Origin of the sequence: Ectothiorhodospira marina (genome assembly GCF_900109495.1) — a bacterium.
GTDB classification, from domain to species: Bacteria; Pseudomonadota; Gammaproteobacteria; order Ectothiorhodospirales; family Ectothiorhodospiraceae; genus Ectothiorhodospira; species Ectothiorhodospira marina.
Window position 1 is genome coordinate 231,221 of the sequence record NZ_FOAA01000001.1, and the last position, 17,056, is coordinate 248,276.

Here is a 17,056-nt window from a genome sequence, read left to right on the forward strand (position 1 = left end):
CGATGAAGGATAGAAAGGCCTCGGGCGCCTTCATGGGCATCCTCAGACGGTTGGGCCCGTCGGTCCTGCCGTTTGCCGATGCAGCCACCAAGGAGCTGCCATTGCCGCGGCTGTTGCGACTGGCGCTTTTCCAGGTGTCAGTCGGTATGGCCATCGTGCTACTCACCGGCACCCTCAACCGCGTGATGGTGGTGGAGATGGGTGTTCACGCCTGGCTGGTGGCCCTGATGGTTTCCCTGCCTCTGCTCTTTGCCCCCCTGAGGGCCCTATTGGGCCACCGGTCGGACAATCATCGATCCGCTTTTGGGTGGCGCCGGGTGCCCTATCTCTGGTTTGGCACACTGTTGCAGTTCAGTGGCCTGGCCATCATGCCGTTCGCCCTGCTGGTGCTCGCCGATGGCAGCGGGCCCGCCTTCCTGGGTCCCCTGGCTGCGGCCCTGGCCTTCCTGCTGGTGGGGGCGGGCCTGCACACCACTCAGACGGCCGGCCTGGCCCTGGCCACGGACCTGGCAGCCCCCGAGCAGCGTCCCCGAGTGGTGGCCCTGCTCTATGTGATCCTGCTGATGGGCATGGTTCTGGCCTCGGGTCTGTTTGGCTGGCTGCTCACCGATTACAGCCCGGGCCGCCTGATCGAAGTGCTGCAGGGCGTGGCGGTGATCACCATTGCGCTGAATCTGTTTGCCTTGTGGAAACAGGAGTCCATCAATCAGGATCGCGCCAAGAGGCGTCATCAACCGGGGGTGCCCTTCATGGAGGCCTGGCGGTCATTCGCCTCCATGGGGCATGTCCGCCGACTGTTGGTGGTCATCGGTCTGGGCACGATGGGTTTCAACATGCAGGACATCCTGCTGGAACCTTATGGCGGTGAAATCCTGGGCATGTCGGTGTCCGCCACCACCACGCTCACGGCCCTGTGGGCCGTGGGGATGCTCATGGCCTTCTCTCTGGCCGGTTATGTGCTCACCCGAGGAGGGGACCCCTACCGGGTGGGGGCCACCGGCGCAGCCATCGGCGTGGTGGCCTTCATCATCGTGGTGCTGGCCGTGCCGTTGGAATCCACGCTGGTCTTCCGTCTGGGCACGGGCCTGATCGGCTTTGGGGGTGGGCTGTTTGCTGTTTCCACCCTGCTGGCCATGATGGCCTTTGCCCGTCATGAGCAAAGCGGCATGGCCGTGGGGGCCTGGGGCGCCGTGCAGGCCACTGCTGCCGGGGGGGCCATCGCCCTGGGCGGCATCATCCGGGATATTGCCGGATTCATCACCGGCGGTGGGCTGCTTGGGGAGACCCTGGCAGCGCCTGCAACGGGTTATCTGGCAGTGTATTACCTGGAGATCGGTATTCTCCTGACGGCGCTCCTGGTGATGATCCCGCTGCTGCGCGAAGGCGGTCCACGCCATGGCGCGGGGGATGCCCGCTTCGGCATGCCGGATTTCCCCACCACTTGATCCTGATGGGAGTCGGGGGCGCCGTGGCGAAAAGCTGCGGCGCCCCTTTTTTGTGGGGGAGATCCATTGCCGCAATGGCTTTCTGCCGGCGAGGCCAAAATGATGATCTGGGTCAGAAAAACGGCAGCACAGGATGCGGGAATGGCTTGGAATGGAATGGCTCCGGTGCGGTGGGTGAGGGTCTAACCATCTGATTTTAGATTGTGAGTCGCGTTTTTCCGGGTGGTTTTGCCTGTCTGTGCGGAAGCCGTAGGCCAGCTTGACATTTAACCCTGTCAACGTAGACTTACAACCAGACTGAAGCAGGGGTTTTTGAATCGGAAACGCTCTGCCAGGTAACAAGTTGAAAAAAGATTGTTCAGGGAGTTTTCCGGGCCTCGGGTGCCGGAATTCGCTGGATCTGATTCAAGTCTCAACCTTGGCTGCATGTGTGTGATGCGGCGGTTGAAAACATCCCGGCCTCCACAGGGGCCTGGTCTTAAACCAAGAGGGCTTTATCAATGAGTGAATACAGACCGAGCAAGCCAAGCAACCCCAGAGACGACTGGAAGCTGTGGCTGGTGGTTAACCCCGGCACCTGGCTGATGCCCATCCTGATGGCTGTCCTGGTTGTTGCTCTGGCTGTGCACGCTTTCGTGTATGCCAACGACAGCTACAACCCGCTGACCTATGATGCGTCTGCGGAAGTTTCCGAGTAAGTCTGGATTCTTCTGAATCCAAACGACTTCTTGATTACACGTTAGAGGGTATTCCCAATGAATGACAGCATCTCCGGTCTGACCGAAGAACAAGCCAAGGAATTCCACGAGCAGTTCAAGACCACCTTCACCGTGTTCATGGTGTTGGCGGCAGCTGCCCACTTCCTGGTGTACCTGTGGAGACCTTTCTACTAAGGTCTTTACCGTCACCTCGTTTGAGGTAGCGGTGCGGGTAGAGGGGGTTTGGTGTATCCTTCGGCGTGGGGCGGACATTTGCAGAGGCCCGTCCCCCGCCAAGGATTCCACCAGCCCCCTCTACCTTTTTGCGTTTATGACATGCCTGTCTTCGCGATCCTGCATCTCACTCCTGGACAGGTTGAGCGCCTGGATGCCGGCGCGCCAGCCAACCTCCCCCCTGAGCGCCTTACGTACCCAAGCATGACGGATGAATGGAATCCGTTGATGCGTTTCGGTTGTTTCTAGCATGCCCCAGGCTGATTCTCCGCCCGGATTGATTCCGGGGAAGCCCCGTGCGGATTCTGATCCTGGCCACGGGATTCGGCCGGGTCTCCTGGTGACCTGCATGGGCATCATCCTGCTGGTGGTGGTCCTCGTCATGTCGGCCTGGCAGGCGAATCTGGTGGAATCCAATCAGCGTGACCGGTTATTGATCCAGGTTGTCGAGGTGGCCAACGCGCTGCACTGGCGACGCGTGGATAGCCTGTCGTTCTCCATTGATGACCTGGGGACTCCGATTTTCGAGAGCATGCGGGTGCAGTTGAGGGCATTGTCCGAGCGTCATGGGGGAGGCGAACTCTGGACGGTCGCCCCGCGTGATGGCCATTGGGTCTTTGGTCCGGAAAGTCTCGATCCGGATGACCCGGATGCCAGCCTGCCGGGCACCCGTTATGAGTCCCCGCCCGATGAGCTGGCCTGGGTGTTGGAGTCTCGTCAGGCCACGACCACGCAGCCCTACACCGATGAATACGGGCAGTTCATCTCCAGCCTGGCACCGGTGGTCAACCCGCAAACGGGTGAGCTGATGATGGTTGTGGGGCTGGATGCCCCGGATGCGCTGTGGTGGTCGGAGATTCATCGTGGCAGTCGACCCGCCTGGCTGGCGGGTATGGGGTTGTTGATGGTCTTTGGTCTGGGCGTGGCCATTGTCACCCGACGTGGCCACGCCGGTGCCGTTCGCCCCGCGGCCCCCTACCTGGAGGCGGCGTTGGTCCTGGTCAGTGGCCTGTTGCTTACGGGGCTCGGGGTCAGCGTGGCTCAGCAACTCGATCAGCGCGAGCAGCAGGCGACGTTTGCGCACCTGGTGGTGCTGCACTCCCAGGCCGGGCACCAGTCACCCTCATCGAATTCATCGATGCTCCCGCCCTTGAGCCAGACTCATGAGCGGGCCGGGGACCGGGCCTGGGGTGTGGGGGCTGTGGGACTGCTTTTCACGCTGCTGGCGGCCATGCTGGTCATGCTGCTGAGGGTCAGGCAGTTATCCGTGGAGCGGCAGGTTCAGGAGCGTTCCGGGGAGCTCAGGAAGAGTCAGGTCATGCTCAAGGCCATCACCGATGTGGCCCAGGATGCCATCATCATGATGGACCCCGATGGTCGGGTGGTCTTTTGGAACCGTGCGGCGGAACGTCTACTGGGTCATCCTCGAGATGAAGCCCTGGGGCGCGATATGCACCAGTTGCTGGTGCCGGGCGGTCCGCCTCCCGCGGTGGGGCGGGCGATGCGTCACTTCGCTCACACAGGCGCCGGACAGGCCGTTGACCAGATTGTGGAGGTCTCCGCCCAGTGTCGTGATGGCAGCCGAATGACCGGTGAACTCTCTCTGTCATCACTGCAGATGAACGATGGCTGGTATGCCGTGGGCATCTTGCGGGATGTCGGGCGACGCAAACGGATGGAGCGCCGCCTGATTCGTCTGAACGAATGCCTGGCCAGCCTGGGGCCCGATTACCAGGAAAATATCACGCGGATCACCCAGGTGTGCGGCGAACTGCTGGAGAGCGAGGCGGCGCTGTATAACCGGCTCAAGGAAGGTCGGCTCTTCGCCCTGGGGCGTTGGCAAACACCCCAGGACATGCCGTTGAGCGACACGCCCGAGGGGCATGTCTGTTATGACGTGATCAATGGCACCCTGGGGGATGCGTATGTGAGCGGGGATTTGATGCAGACGCCCTATGCTGAGCAGGACCCCTATGTAAAACGCTATGGGCTGAAGTCCTATCTGGGCCATGCCGTCCGTTGTCAGGGTGAGGTGGTCGGGAGTCTCTGTGTCGTATCGACCGGCCACATGCATCCCACGGATGAGGATGAACGTATCCTGGGAATTCTGGCGGCGGCACTGAGTGCCGAGGAGGGGCGTCATCTGGCGATGAGCCAGTGGCAGGAGGCCAAGGAGCAGGCAGAGCGGGCCAACCAGGCCAAATCGGACTTTCTGTCGCGCATGAGTCATGAATTGCGCACCCCCATGAATGCGGTCCTGGGTTTTTCCCAGTTGCTCGAGGCGGATCCGTCCCTGGGCGAGGAACAGCAGGAGAGTGTGAAGGAGATCCTGCGGGGTGGGCGCCATCTGCTGGATCTGATCAATGAAGTGCTGGATCTGGCTCGGGTGGAGTCCGGCCGGATTGAACTGTCCATCGAGTCGGTGCCGCTGGCCGATGTGGTCAGGGATTGTCTGACACTGCTGCGACCATTGGCTCGGGACAAGGGCATCACGATCCACGTGGGTCAGGTGGATCAGTTGCTGATGGCGGACCGCACCCGGCTCAAGCAGGTGCTGATCAATCTCATCTCCAACGCCATCAAGTACAACCGGCCCCAGGGTTGCGTGTGGCTGGATACCGAAGTGAATGCCGATAGCGTGCGGGTGCGCGTGCGCGACACGGGGCGGGGTATACCCGAACATCTCCAGGATTCCCTGTTCCAGGCCTTTGCCCGGCTTCACGAGGACGGCGATGAATCCATCGAGGGCACGGGCATCGGTCTGGCCATCAGTCAGCGTCTGATGGAGCTCATGGGCGGAGTGATTGGCATGGACAGGCTGGAGCAGGGGAGCTGCTTCTGGTTCGAACTCAAGGCAGGTGAGCCGGCGAGTTGCGGGCCTGGGGATGAGACCGGGCCGGGGCCTTCTCTGCCCGTCGACATGACGGGGCAGAATCGTCCATTCACGGTGCTGCACGTGGATGACAATCCCGCCAATCTACGCCTGGTCGAGCACGTGCTGCGTCAGCGGGTGGGTGTGCAGGTGCTCAATGCCCCTTCGGGTGGCCTTGGTCTGGAGCTGGCCCGAGGACATCGGCCGGATTTGATCATTCTGGATATCAACATGCCGGGGATGAACGGCTATGATGTGCTACAGCACCTGCGTCAGCAGTCAGAGACAGCCCGCATCCCGGTGATTGCCTTGACCGCCAACGCCACCGAAAGGGATGTGGAGAGAGGTCACGAGGCAGGTTTTGATCGCTACCTCACCAAGCCGCTGGACATGGCAGCCTTCATACAGGTGGTGGACGCTTTTCTGAAGACGCCGAAAGTGGATCCCATGGAGGCCTGAGATCCACTGCGAGTCTGGCGAGTCCTCAGTCACGATGCCCGCCATGGTGAGTCTGCTCTCGTTCCAGTAACAGCAGGGTCCGCAGGAGGTGCTGTTCATCCTCCGGATTCAGATCGAAGAAACGTCCGCCCACCAGTCGTAGTCCCTTGCCCTTGTCCTCTCTGGCGAATCGCACCTGTAGCCCGCAGTCGATGGGCGGGATGCCGGGGAGCGTCAGACCTTTGACGTTGAGCAGTTCCCGAGCGCCGATCGGTGTATCCAGGTCGAAATAGGCGCGCAGCCCACCCAGAGAGACATCCACCAGCCGACCGGTGAACTGACGCCCTTCGCGATTGGTCAGTGTCAACGGGGTGTCCAGGGCTTGTTCCACGGGTGTGCGGAAATGGGTGCGCTTCTGTTCCGAATCCATGTGTTCGGGAAGTCCCAGTACATAGAAGGCCACACCATCGTGCTCGCCGGTGTGCAGCACCTTGGAGCAGAAATGGGCGCCCATCTCACCGATGATGGCGTATACATGCATGGGTTGCCTGGGGGCGACCCTCAGGTGGCCCTGGTAGGGCACGAGTTCTTCCAGGAACAACCATCCATGGGAAGGGTCCATGCGCAATATGCGGCTGTTGAAGAACTCCTGTTCGTTTCCCAGTCGCACGCTCAGTGGAGCACCGCGCGCTTCCAGTTCCCTCAGTTGTGAAAGGATGTCGTCCGCAGTCATCATCGGGCGTCCCAATTCTATGGCCGGCGCGTGACGGGCCAGTGTCTGCATCTGTGCCATGGCGCTTGCTCTCCCCATGCGGGCAGGTGTGCCTACGGGTTTGACTAAACCCATCAATATAAGGTTAGCACAGCGTGAGATACATGGCGGCTGGGAATCGCCGCCGGATGATGTGCGGGATCAGGCTTTGGTGATCGGGCGGGAGGAACTGGCCGAGAAGGCGCGGCCGTGGGGGTCGTAGAGTTCGGTGCGGGCTTCCTCTCCGCGCAGGATATGCAGCGCCTGGTCCACCCGGCGTCGGCTGGTTTCCACCACGCCACCATTGACCTGGTTCAGGCGATGGCAGTGAGACATGACTTCCACCAGGCGCTCCCAGACGGGACGCAGTACACCGTCTTCGTCCCAGTCGCGCAGCACTCGGTCCATGCCATGCGCGTTGGTCTCATAACCTTCCCGTTGCAGCAATTCCGTTTGTTGACGGGTCAGCGCTTCCAGTGCTTGCACGCGGACCTGTTTATCGGCCACGGCAGCGTTCAGTTCGTCCAGGTCGCGGGATGCCAGGGCTGCGCCCTCACGCTGCAGGGCGGATTCCAGGCTGGTGGCCTCACGCACGGACTGGCTGAGGATCTGGTCCAGGTGTTCGGGGAAGGGGGTGGGGTTCATGTGATCAGAACAGATTTTCCGATTTCATGAGCCCTTCCGCCACGTCCTGGGCATTCACCTGATAACTCCCATCCTGGATGGCCTGACGCAGTTCGGCGACGCGTTTTTCGTCCACCTGGGGCTGGGAAGCCGCGGTCTGCTCCAGGTCGCTGAGGCGTCTCGCTGCCCCGGTGAGCGTGATCTTGTCGGCCGTATTGTCGGCCGGGCTCGGGGCCTGACCGGCCCCTTTGCCGCCACGAGCGCTCTCGGTGGTGCCACGACTGTCACTGGCACCCCGCGCCTGCGGCTGGCTTAGATTCTTGACTTCGATGGACATATCCGTTCCTCGCACATACAAATACCGCCTCTGATGGTCCTTTTATCGGCTCGTCCTGGGAATTCTTTAACCCGCATTATGTGTCGGGCGTCACATATTAACACCCACCACGCCGGCGGAGAGTACGCGCCCCTCCACGACGCGTCGGGATGACAGATTGCGTACCCGTACCCGGTCCCCGTAGGCGCCGTCAGCCATGGCCTCGCCTGCCATGCGCACGCTGATCGCCGCGTTCTCTGATAACAGGGTGACCCGCTCGCCGCGATGCACCAGCCGCTGCGGCTCCACCATGTGGGGCGTGAGCACGGTACCACCGCGCAGGGCGCGACGCAGCACCATGTGATTGGCGCGTTCCGGGTCTACAAGATAGCCGCTGTGCAGGCCATCGAGTGCCTTGCGTTCCAGGCGGATGTCAGTTGAGGATAGTACAGCCCCGCGGGGCAGGGAACGGTCGAGCACCACGACCTCGCCGCTCACGTTCACCTGCATGGGTACATACAGGTTCCAGGGCGAGGGGCCCGGGCAGCGGACCCCCACAGTGGTGTTGCCCACCATGCGTCCTCCTGGCGGAAGATCGGCCTCCAGGGGGGCGCCGCAGGCCCGCAGTCGCAGCCTCGGATCCAGCCTTCCCGGGACTACGCGGACCTCCAGGGCGTCGCCGTGATGTTGTCGGGCCTGCTCGGTGAGAAAGTCCCGGGCAGTCTCGAGGATGTTGGCATGCGGTTCCACCTCCGAGGCCAGGGTTGTGGGTGGCAGTACCAGTAGGCACAGGGTCAGGCACGACAGGACTGACCCGCTCCATCCGCGGCGTTTGTGCATGGAGCGGGATCCATGGGGTGGGTGCATGAGACAGGCGTGTCTGACTTGGTTCATAATCGTGCTCCGCGCATTCGTTGCCGGGATTCCGGCACCGGGGGCTGTTGGTGTGAAGGGATGCAATCCCAATGCCAGATCAGGCATCAAGGATTGCCCCGAGCCGCCGATAACCCGGTTGATTGGCCATGTTTATCCCCGGGTGTTCCGCAGGAGGGGCCCATGAGCGACTTGTTGGATGGTGTGAACCGGCGTACCCAGATGGTCGGGCAGAACCGCCTCGAGCTGTTGCTGTTTTCTCTGGGTACGCGACAGATGTTTGCCATCAACGTCTTCAAGGTGCGCGAGGTGATCGCCTGCCCACCCCTGAATCGCATGCCCAGCGCCCACTCCGTGGTGCGCGGCGTGGCCACCTTGCGCGGACAAACCGTCTCGGTGGTGGACCTGGCCCAGGCCATCGGCATGGCAGCACCGGAACAGGAGCAGAAGGCCTTCGTCATCCTCACCGAGTTCAACCGCTCGGTGCAGGGTTTGCTCGTGGCCTCGGTGGATCGCATCATCAATCTCAACTGGGATCAGATCCGTCCACCACCTCGGGGCACTCACAAGGACAGCTTTTTGACGGCCGTCACTCAGGTGGAGGACCGGCTGGTGGAAATCATCGATGTGGAAAAGGTGCTGGAAATGGTGACCGGTCCCTCCAAGGATGTGGATGAGGCCCTGTCCCGGGCCATCCGCGAGGGCGGGCGGGTACGCCGGGCCCTGGTGGCGGATGACTCCTCGGTGGCCCGCAAGCAGATCGTCCGCGCGCTCGCCCAGATCGGTGTTGAGGCCATCGTGGCCAATGATGGTCAGCAAGCGCTCACCAAGCTCAAGGAAATGGCTCAGCAAGGCCCTATTGATGAACAGATCGGCATGGTGATCTCGGATATCGAGATGCCCGTCATGGATGGATACACGCTTTCTTCCGAGATCCGCCAGACAACGGATTTGTCTGGTCTGTACATCCTGTTACATTCTTCCTTGAGTGGTACCTTTAACGAGGCGATGGTGCGTCAGGCGGGGGCGGATCGATTTTTGCCCAAGTTCAGCCCCGATGAGCTGGCTGAGGCCGTGCTGGGCCACCTGCAGCCCGAAGAGGTCGGGCAGTAAGGGATACAGGGCAGGGGGCTGCCATCGGCGGCAACGCATTGCCGCCTGCGGGGCCATTTGCGGGTATACTGCGTTTTCCGGTTCATCACCGGAGGCAGGGATAAACCATTAACCGGGAAGCACCAAAACATTGTCATCAGGCCCGATCGAACCCCAGGATTACGAGGACTTCAAGATCTTTCTTGAGCGGTCCTGTGGTCTTGTGCTGGGAGATAACAAGCACTACTTGGTGACCAGCCGGCTGTCCCGGCTGATGAAGGAATTCTCCGTTGCTTCGGTGAGCGAGTTGCTCAAACTGCTCAAGCGGGGTGGCCGCTCCGGTCTGCGTGAACGGGTGATCGAAGCCATGACCACGAACGAGACCTACTGGTTTCGGGATGTCTTCCCCTTCGAGATCCTCAAGAATCAGATTTATCCGGAACTGGCCAAAAAATCCCCCGGTTCCACCGTACGCATCTGGTGCGCTGCCTGTTCCTCCGGCCAGGAACCCTATTCCATCAGCATGGCCACCAGCGAATATCTGCAATCGCGAGCCGGCAGCCTCAGGGATGTGCAGATCCTTGGCACGGATATCTCTGGCGCCGTGCTGCGCGAAGCCAGGGAAGGCAGCTACGACTCCCTGGCCGTGGCCCGGGGGCTGTCGCTGGATCGGCGCAATCGGTTCTTCATTCAGAAGGGCGACCGTTGGGAAGTGAAGCCGGAGATCAAGGCCCGTGTCAGTTACCGGGAATTCAATCTCCTGGACAACTACAATGCCATGGGGCGATTCGATATCGTCTTCTGTCGTAACGTGTTGATCTACTTCTCTCTCGAGTCCAAGCGGACCATTCTCAAGCGCATCTCCCAGATCCTTAATCCGGGCGGCTACCTCTTCCTGGGGGCCTCTGAGTCCATGGCCAATTATTCCGACGCCTTCGAGATGGTGCGCTGCAGCCCGGGCGTGGTCTACCGCCTCAAGAAGTAACTGTTCCGGGGCGTCAAACTTTCGACTCTCCTCGTCGCGTCCTGGTCTCCTCCGGCGGGTTCTTGCCGGATTGCCCGCTCTTCCTAGTTTGATCTCCTCTCCAAGTGCTTGAAACAGCGCTTATTTAGCGTATGGCATGCTGTTTGCATTTCGACTGACAAGAGATTTTCTTGAGGTCGAAGATCATGCCGCTCTCATTTGACAACGCCCTGGGTATTCACGATGCAGCGCTGCAGGTGCGTTCCAAGCGCATGGAGCTGCTTGCGTCCAATATCGCGAACGCTGACACCCCCAATTACAAGGCCCGCGACCTGGATTTCCGGCAGGTGCTCAAACAGCAGCATCAACCGGACCAGTTGTCCATGCGTCGGACCCATGCGTCCCACCTGGACGCGGCAGGCGGCGGCGGAGGCCTGGGGGAGCCGTTGTACCGGGTGCCAACCCAGCCTTCCCTGGACGGCAATACGGTGGATCCGCAACTGGAGCAGTCGGCCTTTGCCGAGAACGCTGTTCAGTACCAGGCGAGCCTGGATTTTCTGGGTGACAAGTTTACGGGCCTGCGCAACGCCTTCAAGGGCGGCCAGTAGGCCGGGGGATTGAATCATGAGCAACATGTTCAAGGTGTTTGATGTTTCCGGCTCGGCGTTGAGCGCCCAGTCCGTCAGGCTCAACACCATTGCCAGCAATATGGCCAATGCGCAGGTGGGCAGCACCACCGAGGAGGGGGCCTACCGCTCCAAGCAGCCGGTGTTTCAAACGGTGATGGATCAACTCAATCCCAACAGTTCCACGATGCCGGTGCGCGTCATGGACATCGTGGAAAGCGATGCGCCAGCGCGGGCGAAGTATGAGCCGGCGCATCCCCAGGCCAACGAGGATAGGTATGTCTTCATGCCCAACGTGAACATGGTGGATGAGATGGCCAACATGATCTCGGCCTCGCGCAGTTATGAAAACAATGTGGAAGTCATGAACACCACCAAGCAACTGCTGCTGCGCACGCTTCAGTTGGGGCAGGGCTGAGGAGGTATGAACCATGAGCGTTGATCTGAACATGCTGGAGGGACTGGGGCTTTCGTCGACCAATACCCAGCGTGCCGACAAGAGTCAGCAGGGCGAGTTGGGTCAGGAGGATTTCTTCAAGCTCATGATCACCCAGTTGCAGAACCAGGATCCCTTCGAGCCCATGGAGAACGGGGATTTTCTGGGGCAGATGGCCCAGTTTGGCACCGTGAATGGCATCGGCGAGTTGCAGAAGTCCTTTGAGGGCATTGCCCAGTCCGTGCAATCGGCCCAGACCCTGCAGGCGGCAAGCCTGGTGGACCGTGAGGTGCTGGTGCCGGTGGATATGGCGGGTCTTGGACCCGAGGGCGGCGTGCGGGGGGCGCTGGATCTCAAGTCCTCCGCCGAAGAGGTGACCGTGGGTGTCTATGACGCTGCGGGTGCACTGGTCAGGCGCATTCCCATGGGGGCTCAGGCTTCGGGGATGCAGTCATTCCATTGGGACGGCATGACCGATCAGGGCGAGCGGGCACCAGCCGGTGTCTACGAGTTTCGCGCCAATGCGGTGCGGGACGGCAGCAGCGAGCAGCCTGAACTGCTGCTGAATTCCCGCGTGGAGAGTGTGCGCACGGATCAGAGAAACGGCGGCATCAAGCTGCAAATCGAGGGTTTTGGGGAGATGGATTTCTCCGAGGTACGACGCATCGGCTGATGCATCTCGCCATCGGCTGATCATCACTATGAGGGGTATAGCATGCCATTCAATATCGGACTGACGGGACTGAACGCGGCCACCAAGGATCTGGAGGTGACCGGCCACAATGTCTCCAACGCCTCCACCGCGGGCTTCAAGGGGTCCCGGGCGGAGTTTGCCGACGTGTTCGCTTTGTCATACACCGGGGTCTCCAACCTGGCCACCGGCAGCGGGGTGCAATTGTCGGATGTCTCCCAGCAATTCAATCAGGGAGACCTGGAGTTCACCCAGAATAACCTGGACCTGGCACTGAACGGCCGCGGTTTCTTCACTGTCGAGCGTGACGGCATCCGCGAGTACACCCGTGCCGGCCAGTTCATAGCGGACAAGGAGGGGTTCATCATCAATTCTGCCGGGCAGCGGTTGCAGGGCTATCCACCCGAAGGGGGTGCCGATGTGGGGGATATCCGTTTGACCACGGGAGAGGCCGAACCGCAGGCGACGACCGGGATTGAGGCGTTACTGAATCTCAAGTCTACGGCGGAACCTACGGGCGGGGAGTTTGGCGAGCTTACATTGCCTGATGGTTTTGATGCTGGCGATCCGGACACTTGGGGAGATTTTCAAAGCTTTCTGGAGGGTTTGGGCCTCGACGTGTCCGGCACTGACATAACCAATACCACTGGAAACGAAATCACCCTGAGTCGAGCCGATGGCACGGTGTGGCAAACGTTCGCTGATGGCAATACGGCACCGCTCAGCGATCCTGGTGGTTTGGATTCAAACGAGCGTATCTCCCTGTCCACCGGCCCTGACAGCATTGATCTGGATCCAGACGATCCCGAAACCTACAACGAGTCCACCTCCCTGACTGTCTACGACTCTCTCGGCCAGGAACATACGGCTTCGCTGTTCTTCCAACGCAATCCACCGCCGGCAGACAAGACCTGGAATGTGGAGGCCTTCATCGCTGGCGAATCTGTTGGTGACGGCACCCTTGTTTTCAATGCAGACGGAACACTGGATGCGGATGCCAGTGATCCCCTCCAGATAGATTATGCCCCGGGCAACGGCGCAAATCGTCTGGACCTCGCCGTTGACTTCACCGAAACCACCCAATATGGCGACCGCTTCAGCGTCAGCCGTCTCAATCAGGACGGCTTCGCCCCCGGCCAGCTCATCGACGTGAGTGTGGAGTCCGATGGCACTGTGTTCGCACGGTTTACCAATGGCGTCAACCGCTCCCTGGGCCAGGTGGCCGTGGCCAGCTTCGATAATCCACAGGGGCTTCAACCGGTGGGAGGCACCAACTGGGTGGAGACCTTCGGATCCGGTGAGCCCCTGATGGGTCGTGCCGGTGATTCCGGTTTCGGTCTGATTCAGGGCGGCGCATATGAGAACTCCAACGTGGATATCGCCGAGCAGCTGGTGAACCTGATCACGGCCCAGCGCAATTATCAGGCGAATGCCCAGGTGATCAGCACTGCCGACACCATCACCCAGACCATCATCAACATCCGGTAACGGAAAGGGTAAGGCCTCATCATGGACCGCATGCTCTACATCGCCATGACCGGTGCCCGGGAGGCGGCGCATTCCCAGGAGGTGAACAGCCACAACCTGGCCAATGCCAGCACCACCGGGTTCAAGAAGAACCTGGAGGCATTCATCAACCACCCCATGCATGGCCCGGTGTACGACTCCCGGGACTATGTCCAGCTGGAATCCATGCGCGCCGATTTTGCCCATGGACCGCAGATCTCCACCGGTCGCGATCTGGATGTGGCGGTGCAGGGGGATGGCTGGATCGCTGTGCAGGGCGCCGATGGCAATGAGGCCTTTACCCGGGCCGGTAACCTGCAGGTGGATGCTCTGGGCCTGTTGACGACGGTCGACGGTCGACCGGTATTGGGGGATGACGGTCCCATCGCCATCCCACCATCCGAGACGCTGCTCATCGGTGGTGACGGCACCATCAGTGTGCGTCCACTGGGGCAGCAGCCCAACGTCCTGGCGGAGGTGGGCCGCGTGAAACTGGTGAATCCGAATCTGCAGGACCTGGAACGCGGCGAGGATGGCCTGTTCCGGCGTGCGGACGGCGGCATCGAGCCGGCGGATGCCCAGGTGAGGCTGCAGTCCGGCATGCTGGAGGGCAGCAACGTGAACACCGTGGAAGCCATGGTCAACATGATCGAACTGTCTCGTAACTTCGAGACACAAGTGAAGCTCATGAAGACCTCCGAAGAACTGGATCGCAGCAGTTCACAACTGCTGCGCATCTCCTAAGGCCCAGCCAGGAGACTCTCGTCATGAATCAAGCACTCTGGATTTCAAAGACTGGCCTGGATGCCCAGCAGACACGCATGAATGTGGTGTCCAATAACCTGGCCAACGTGAATACCACGGCCTTCAAGAAGGGCCGCGCCTCCTTCGAGGATCTGATCTATCAGACCATCCGCCAGCCCGGTGCCCAGGAGGCCCAGAACAACCAACTGCCCACCGGCCTGATGACCGGTGTGGGGGTGCGCACCGTGGCGACGGAGAAGATATTCGCCCAGGGAAATCATACTCAGACAGACAATGCCCTGGATCTTTCCATCCAGGGGCGAGGGTTCTTCGAGATCCTCACCCCGGAGGGCAACGTGGCCTACACCCGTGATGGCAGCTTTCAGTTGAACGCCGATGGACAGATGGTGATGTCCAATGGTTACGAATTACAGCCGGGGATCTTCATCCCCGAGGGCACCAAGAGCATCCACATCAGTCAGGACGGCATCGTCAGCGCCACCCTTCGCGGCCAGGAAGATGCTCCGGTGGAAGTGGGCAACATTCAGCTGGCGGATTTCGTCAATCCTGCCGGCCTGGAGCCGGTGGGGCAGAACCTGTTCGTGGAGACTGCCGCCAGCGGGGCGCCCCAGCAGGGTAACCCTGGTCAGGATGGCCTGGGTCGGTTGATGCAGGGCTCCCTGGAGAGTTCCAACGTCAATATCGCCGAGGAGTTGGTGAACATGATCGAGACCCAGCGGGCCTACGAGATCAATTCCAAATCCATTTCCACCGCCGACCAGATGATGCAGTTCCTCAACCAGAACCTGTAATCAGGGTGATGTATCGGGGCATTGAAGGGGTAAGACCATGAACAGACAGCGATCCACACATGCATGTGGCAGTGCAGGTCGGCCCGGTCTGCCGCGACTGGGGCTGGTCGTGGTTCTTATGTCCCTATGGCTGGGGGGCTGCGCCACCATGACGCCGGTGGAGCGCGGTGACGACCCGAAGTTCACCGCCATCACGCCGCCACAGCCGCTGCCTCCAGAGCAGAATAACGGCGCCATCTTCCAGCCCGCCTCCAACCAGGGGCTGTTCGCTGATTATAAGGCCCGCCAGGTGGGGGATGTACTCACGGTGGTCCTGGCGGAGCGCACGCAGGCCCGCAAGTCGGCCAGTACCTCCACCAGCAAGGAATCCAACGCGAACCTGAATAATCCCACAGTGCTGGGTCGGCCGGTCACCCGCGGTGGTGTGCCCTTGCTGGATGCCTCTGTGGGCGGCTCCCGGGAGTTTGACGGCGAGGCCGACGCATCCCAGAGCAACCAGCTGGATGGCTCCATCACCGTGATGGTCTCCCAGGTCCTGCCCAACGGGAACCTGGTGGTGCAGGGAGAAAAATGGCTGCAGATCAACCAGGGGCAGGAATTCATTCGCCTGCGGGGCATTGTGCGCCCCGTGGATATCCGTGCCGACAACACGGTGAACTCTAATCAGATTGCCGATGCCCAGGTGGCCTATGGTGGCAGCGGCACTCTGGCGGACAGCAACAACCCCGGCTGGTTGACGCGATTCTTCAACAGCCCCGTGTGGCCCTTCTAGGGGAGAGGCGTTCATGAAATCCATACGCACATTACTGATCGTCTGGGCCCTGGCCGTGATGTCACTGGGGCTGATGCTGCCGGCGCCGGTGGATGCTGCCGACCGGGTCAAGGATCTGGCCTCGGTGGATGGGGTGCGCAGCAACCAGTTGATCGGTTACGGTCTGGTGGTGGGCCTGGACGGCACGGGCGACCAGACCACCCAGGCCCCGTTCACGGTCCAGAGCCTCAAGAACATGCTGGGGCAATTGGGCGTGACCATTCCACCCAATGTGAATCCACAGTTGCGCAACGTGGCCGCGGTGATGGTGCATGCGGATCTGCCGCCATTTGCCAAACCCGGCCAGACCATTGATGTGACCGTCTCTTCCATCGGCAACGCCGGCAGCCTGCGCGGTGGCAGTCTGCTCATGACGCCGATGAAGGGGGCTGATGGTCGTACCTATGCCATTGCCCAGGGGAACCTGGCCGTTGGTGGACTGGGGGTGGAAGGAGCCGATGGCTCCCAGGTGACCGTGAACGTCCCCAGTGTGGGCCGTATACCCAACGGGGCCTCGGTGGAGCGCGAGGTGCCCTCCGGTTTTGCCCGGGGCAATCACCTCACCCTCAATCTGCACCGGCACGATTTCACCACGGCCAATCGGCTCAGTGATGTCATCAATGACACCATGGGCCCCGGCACTGCCCATCCAGTGGACGGCACATCGGTGCGGGTGAGTGCCCCGCAGGATCCGGGCCAGCGGGTCACCTTCATCTCCATGCTGGAGAACCTGCGGGTGCAGCCCGGTGACCCGCCGGCCAAGGTGATCGTCAACTCGCGCACGGGCACCGTGGTCATCGGCAGCAATGTTCAGGTCAGCCCGGCGGCTGTGTCCCACGGCAACCTGACCGTGACCATCACCGAGAGACCCCAGGTCAGTCAACCGGCTCCCCTGGGCCAGGGGGAGACCGTGGTCACCCCGCAGACGGACATTCAGGTAGCCCAGGAAGATGCCCGCATGTTCCTGTTCGATCCGGGGGTGTCGCTTGATGAGATCGTGCGTGCCGTGAATGAGGTGGGGGCGGCCCCGGGGGACCTGGTGTCCATCCTGGAAGCCCTGCGTGAAGCCGGTGCCTTGCGGGCCCAGTTGGTCATCATTTGATCCGGGACGGGAGCCGCTGCC

The 17,056-nt window shown here is 61.2% G+C and carries 18 protein-coding genes; 14 read left to right on the forward strand and 4 right to left on the reverse strand.

From position 1 onward, the window contains the following. Positions 1 to 2: 2 nt before the first annotated feature. The 4 genes from BMY52_RS01065 (at position 3) to BMY52_RS01080 (ending at position 5,708) form a co-directional block, all read left to right on the forward strand. Entirely contained in the window at positions 3 to 1,445 is a 1,443-nt protein-coding gene (locus BMY52_RS01065) for a BCD family MFS transporter (protein ID WP_177169791.1), read from the forward strand. Positions 1,446 to 1,945: 500 nt separating this feature from the next. Continuing rightward, positions 1,946 to 2,143, forward strand: a complete 198-nt coding sequence (gene pufA, locus BMY52_RS01070; protein WP_090249762.1) for a light-harvesting antenna LH1, alpha subunit — start codon at positions 1,946 to 1,948, stop codon at positions 2,141 to 2,143. A gap of 57 nt (positions 2,144 to 2,200) precedes the next feature. Further along, positions 2,201 to 2,338, forward strand: coding sequence for a light-harvesting antenna LH1, beta subunit (gene pufB, locus BMY52_RS01075; protein WP_025281777.1), 138 nt, complete (start codon positions 2,201 to 2,203; stop codon positions 2,336 to 2,338). A gap of 388 nt (positions 2,339 to 2,726) precedes the next feature. Then, positions 2,727 to 5,708, forward strand: a complete 2,982-nt coding sequence (locus BMY52_RS01080; protein ID WP_143050391.1) for a hybrid sensor histidine kinase/response regulator — start codon at positions 2,727 to 2,729, stop codon at positions 5,706 to 5,708. 25 nt (positions 5,709 to 5,733) lie between these two features. On the opposite strand, the gene BMY52_RS01085 is transcribed toward BMY52_RS01080, so the two are convergent. The 4 genes from BMY52_RS01085 to flgA form a co-directional block, all read right to left on the reverse strand. Continuing rightward, positions 5,734 to 6,480 carry a flagellar brake protein gene (locus tag BMY52_RS01085; RefSeq protein WP_177169792.1) on the reverse strand — a complete coding sequence of 249 codons (747 nt, stop codon included), beginning with the start codon at positions 6,478 to 6,480 and terminating at the stop codon, positions 5,734 to 5,736. A 120-nt stretch (positions 6,481 to 6,600) separates the two neighbouring features. Further along, positions 6,601 to 7,083 carry a flagella synthesis protein FlgN gene (locus BMY52_RS01090; RefSeq protein WP_090249769.1) on the reverse strand — a complete coding sequence of 161 codons (483 nt, stop codon included), beginning with the start codon at positions 7,081 to 7,083 and terminating at the stop codon, positions 6,601 to 6,603. A gap of 4 nt (positions 7,084 to 7,087) precedes the next feature. Further along, positions 7,088 to 7,399 (reverse strand): flagellar biosynthesis anti-sigma factor FlgM, encoded by a 312-nt coding sequence (gene flgM, locus BMY52_RS01095; protein ID WP_090249772.1) that lies wholly within the window; start codon positions 7,397 to 7,399, stop codon positions 7,088 to 7,090. A 90-nt stretch (positions 7,400 to 7,489) separates the two neighbouring features. After that, complete coding sequence (flgA, locus tag BMY52_RS01100) at positions 7,490 to 8,218, reverse strand: flagellar basal body P-ring formation chaperone FlgA (RefSeq protein WP_090249774.1); 729 nt, start codon at positions 8,216 to 8,218, stop codon at positions 7,490 to 7,492. 216 nt (positions 8,219 to 8,434) lie between these two features. Between flgA and BMY52_RS01105 the strand changes: the two genes are divergently transcribed. The 10 genes from BMY52_RS01105 (at position 8,435) to BMY52_RS01150 (ending at position 17,035) form a co-directional block, all read left to right on the forward strand. Then, complete coding sequence (locus BMY52_RS01105; protein ID WP_090249777.1) at positions 8,435 to 9,364, forward strand: chemotaxis protein; 930 nt, start codon at positions 8,435 to 8,437, stop codon at positions 9,362 to 9,364. A 130-nt stretch (positions 9,365 to 9,494) separates the two neighbouring features. Then, positions 9,495 to 10,328: a CheR family methyltransferase gene (locus BMY52_RS01110; protein WP_090249779.1), complete on the forward strand. Its 834-nt coding sequence runs from the start codon at positions 9,495 to 9,497 to the stop codon at positions 10,326 to 10,328. Between the two features lie 185 nt (positions 10,329 to 10,513). Continuing rightward, entirely contained in the window at positions 10,514 to 10,915 is a 402-nt protein-coding gene (gene flgB, locus BMY52_RS01115) for a flagellar basal body rod protein FlgB (RefSeq protein WP_090249782.1), read from the forward strand. 16 nt (positions 10,916 to 10,931) lie between these two features. Further along, positions 10,932 to 11,351, forward strand: a complete 420-nt coding sequence (gene flgC / locus BMY52_RS01120; RefSeq protein WP_090249783.1) for a flagellar basal body rod protein FlgC — start codon at positions 10,932 to 10,934, stop codon at positions 11,349 to 11,351. Positions 11,352 to 11,364: 13 nt separating this feature from the next. Beyond that, positions 11,365 to 12,042: a flagellar hook assembly protein FlgD gene (locus BMY52_RS01125; RefSeq protein ID WP_177169793.1), complete on the forward strand. Its 678-nt coding sequence runs from the start codon at positions 11,365 to 11,367 to the stop codon at positions 12,040 to 12,042. 42 nt (positions 12,043 to 12,084) lie between these two features. Then, positions 12,085 to 13,548 (forward strand): flagellar hook protein FlgE, encoded by a 1,464-nt coding sequence (locus tag BMY52_RS01130; protein ID WP_090249787.1) that lies wholly within the window; start codon positions 12,085 to 12,087, stop codon positions 13,546 to 13,548. Between the two features lie 21 nt (positions 13,549 to 13,569). Continuing rightward, entirely contained in the window at positions 13,570 to 14,310 is a 741-nt protein-coding gene (locus tag BMY52_RS01135) for a flagellar basal body rod protein FlgF (RefSeq protein ID WP_090249790.1), read from the forward strand. Positions 14,311 to 14,333: 23 nt separating this feature from the next. Next, on the forward strand, positions 14,334 to 15,122 hold the full coding sequence (flgG, locus tag BMY52_RS01140) for a flagellar basal-body rod protein FlgG (RefSeq protein ID WP_090249793.1): 789 nt from the start codon (positions 14,334 to 14,336) through the stop codon (positions 15,120 to 15,122). Between the two features lie 37 nt (positions 15,123 to 15,159). Further along, on the forward strand, positions 15,160 to 15,894 hold the full coding sequence (gene flgH / locus BMY52_RS01145) for a flagellar basal body L-ring protein FlgH (protein WP_090249796.1): 735 nt from the start codon (positions 15,160 to 15,162) through the stop codon (positions 15,892 to 15,894). A 58-nt stretch (positions 15,895 to 15,952) separates the two neighbouring features. Beyond that, complete coding sequence (locus BMY52_RS01150) at positions 15,953 to 17,035, forward strand: flagellar basal body P-ring protein FlgI (protein WP_090250503.1); 1,083 nt, start codon at positions 15,953 to 15,955, stop codon at positions 17,033 to 17,035. Positions 17,036 to 17,056 lie beyond the last annotated feature (21 nt).

Bases quoted from the DNA above. Each gene is read 5' to 3' on its own strand.
- BMY52_RS01150 (WP_090250503.1), top strand. From the start codon at position 15,953: ATGTCACTGGGGCTGATGCTGCCGGCGCCGGTGGATGCTGCCGACCGG.
- pufB (WP_025281777.1), top strand. From the start codon at position 2,201: ATGAATGACAGCATCTCCGGTCTGACCGAAGAACAAGCCAAGGAATTC.
- BMY52_RS01125 (WP_177169793.1), top strand. From the start codon at position 11,365: ATGAGCGTTGATCTGAACATGCTGGAGGGACTGGGGCTTTCGTCGACC.
- flgH (WP_090249796.1), top strand. From the start codon at position 15,160: ATGAACAGACAGCGATCCACACATGCATGTGGCAGTGCAGGTCGGCCC.
- flgB (WP_090249782.1), top strand. From the start codon at position 10,514: ATGCCGCTCTCATTTGACAACGCCCTGGGTATTCACGATGCAGCGCTG.
- BMY52_RS01130 (WP_090249787.1), top strand. From the start codon at position 12,085: ATGCCATTCAATATCGGACTGACGGGACTGAACGCGGCCACCAAGGAT.
- flgM (WP_090249772.1), bottom strand. From the start codon at position 7,399: ATGTCCATCGAAGTCAAGAATCTAAGCCAGCCGCAGGCGCGGGGTGCC.
- pufA (WP_090249762.1), top strand. From the start codon at position 1,946: ATGAGTGAATACAGACCGAGCAAGCCAAGCAACCCCAGAGACGACTGG.
- BMY52_RS01090 (WP_090249769.1), bottom strand. From the start codon at position 7,083: ATGAACCCCACCCCCTTCCCCGAACACCTGGACCAGATCCTCAGCCAG.
- BMY52_RS01065 (WP_177169791.1), top strand. From the start codon at position 3: ATGAAGGATAGAAAGGCCTCGGGCGCCTTCATGGGCATCCTCAGACGG.
- BMY52_RS01135 (WP_090249790.1), top strand. From the start codon at position 13,570: ATGGACCGCATGCTCTACATCGCCATGACCGGTGCCCGGGAGGCGGCG.
- BMY52_RS01105 (WP_090249777.1), top strand. From the start codon at position 8,435: ATGAGCGACTTGTTGGATGGTGTGAACCGGCGTACCCAGATGGTCGGG.
- flgG (WP_090249793.1), top strand. From the start codon at position 14,334: ATGAATCAAGCACTCTGGATTTCAAAGACTGGCCTGGATGCCCAGCAG.
- flgC (WP_090249783.1), top strand. From the start codon at position 10,932: ATGAGCAACATGTTCAAGGTGTTTGATGTTTCCGGCTCGGCGTTGAGC.
- BMY52_RS01080 (WP_143050391.1), top strand. From the start codon at position 2,727: ATGGGCATCATCCTGCTGGTGGTGGTCCTCGTCATGTCGGCCTGGCAG.
- BMY52_RS01085 (WP_177169792.1), bottom strand. From the start codon at position 6,480: ATGGCACAGATGCAGACACTGGCCCGTCACGCGCCGGCCATAGAATTG.
- flgA (WP_090249774.1), bottom strand. From the start codon at position 8,218: ATGCACAAACGCCGCGGATGGAGCGGGTCAGTCCTGTCGTGCCTGACC.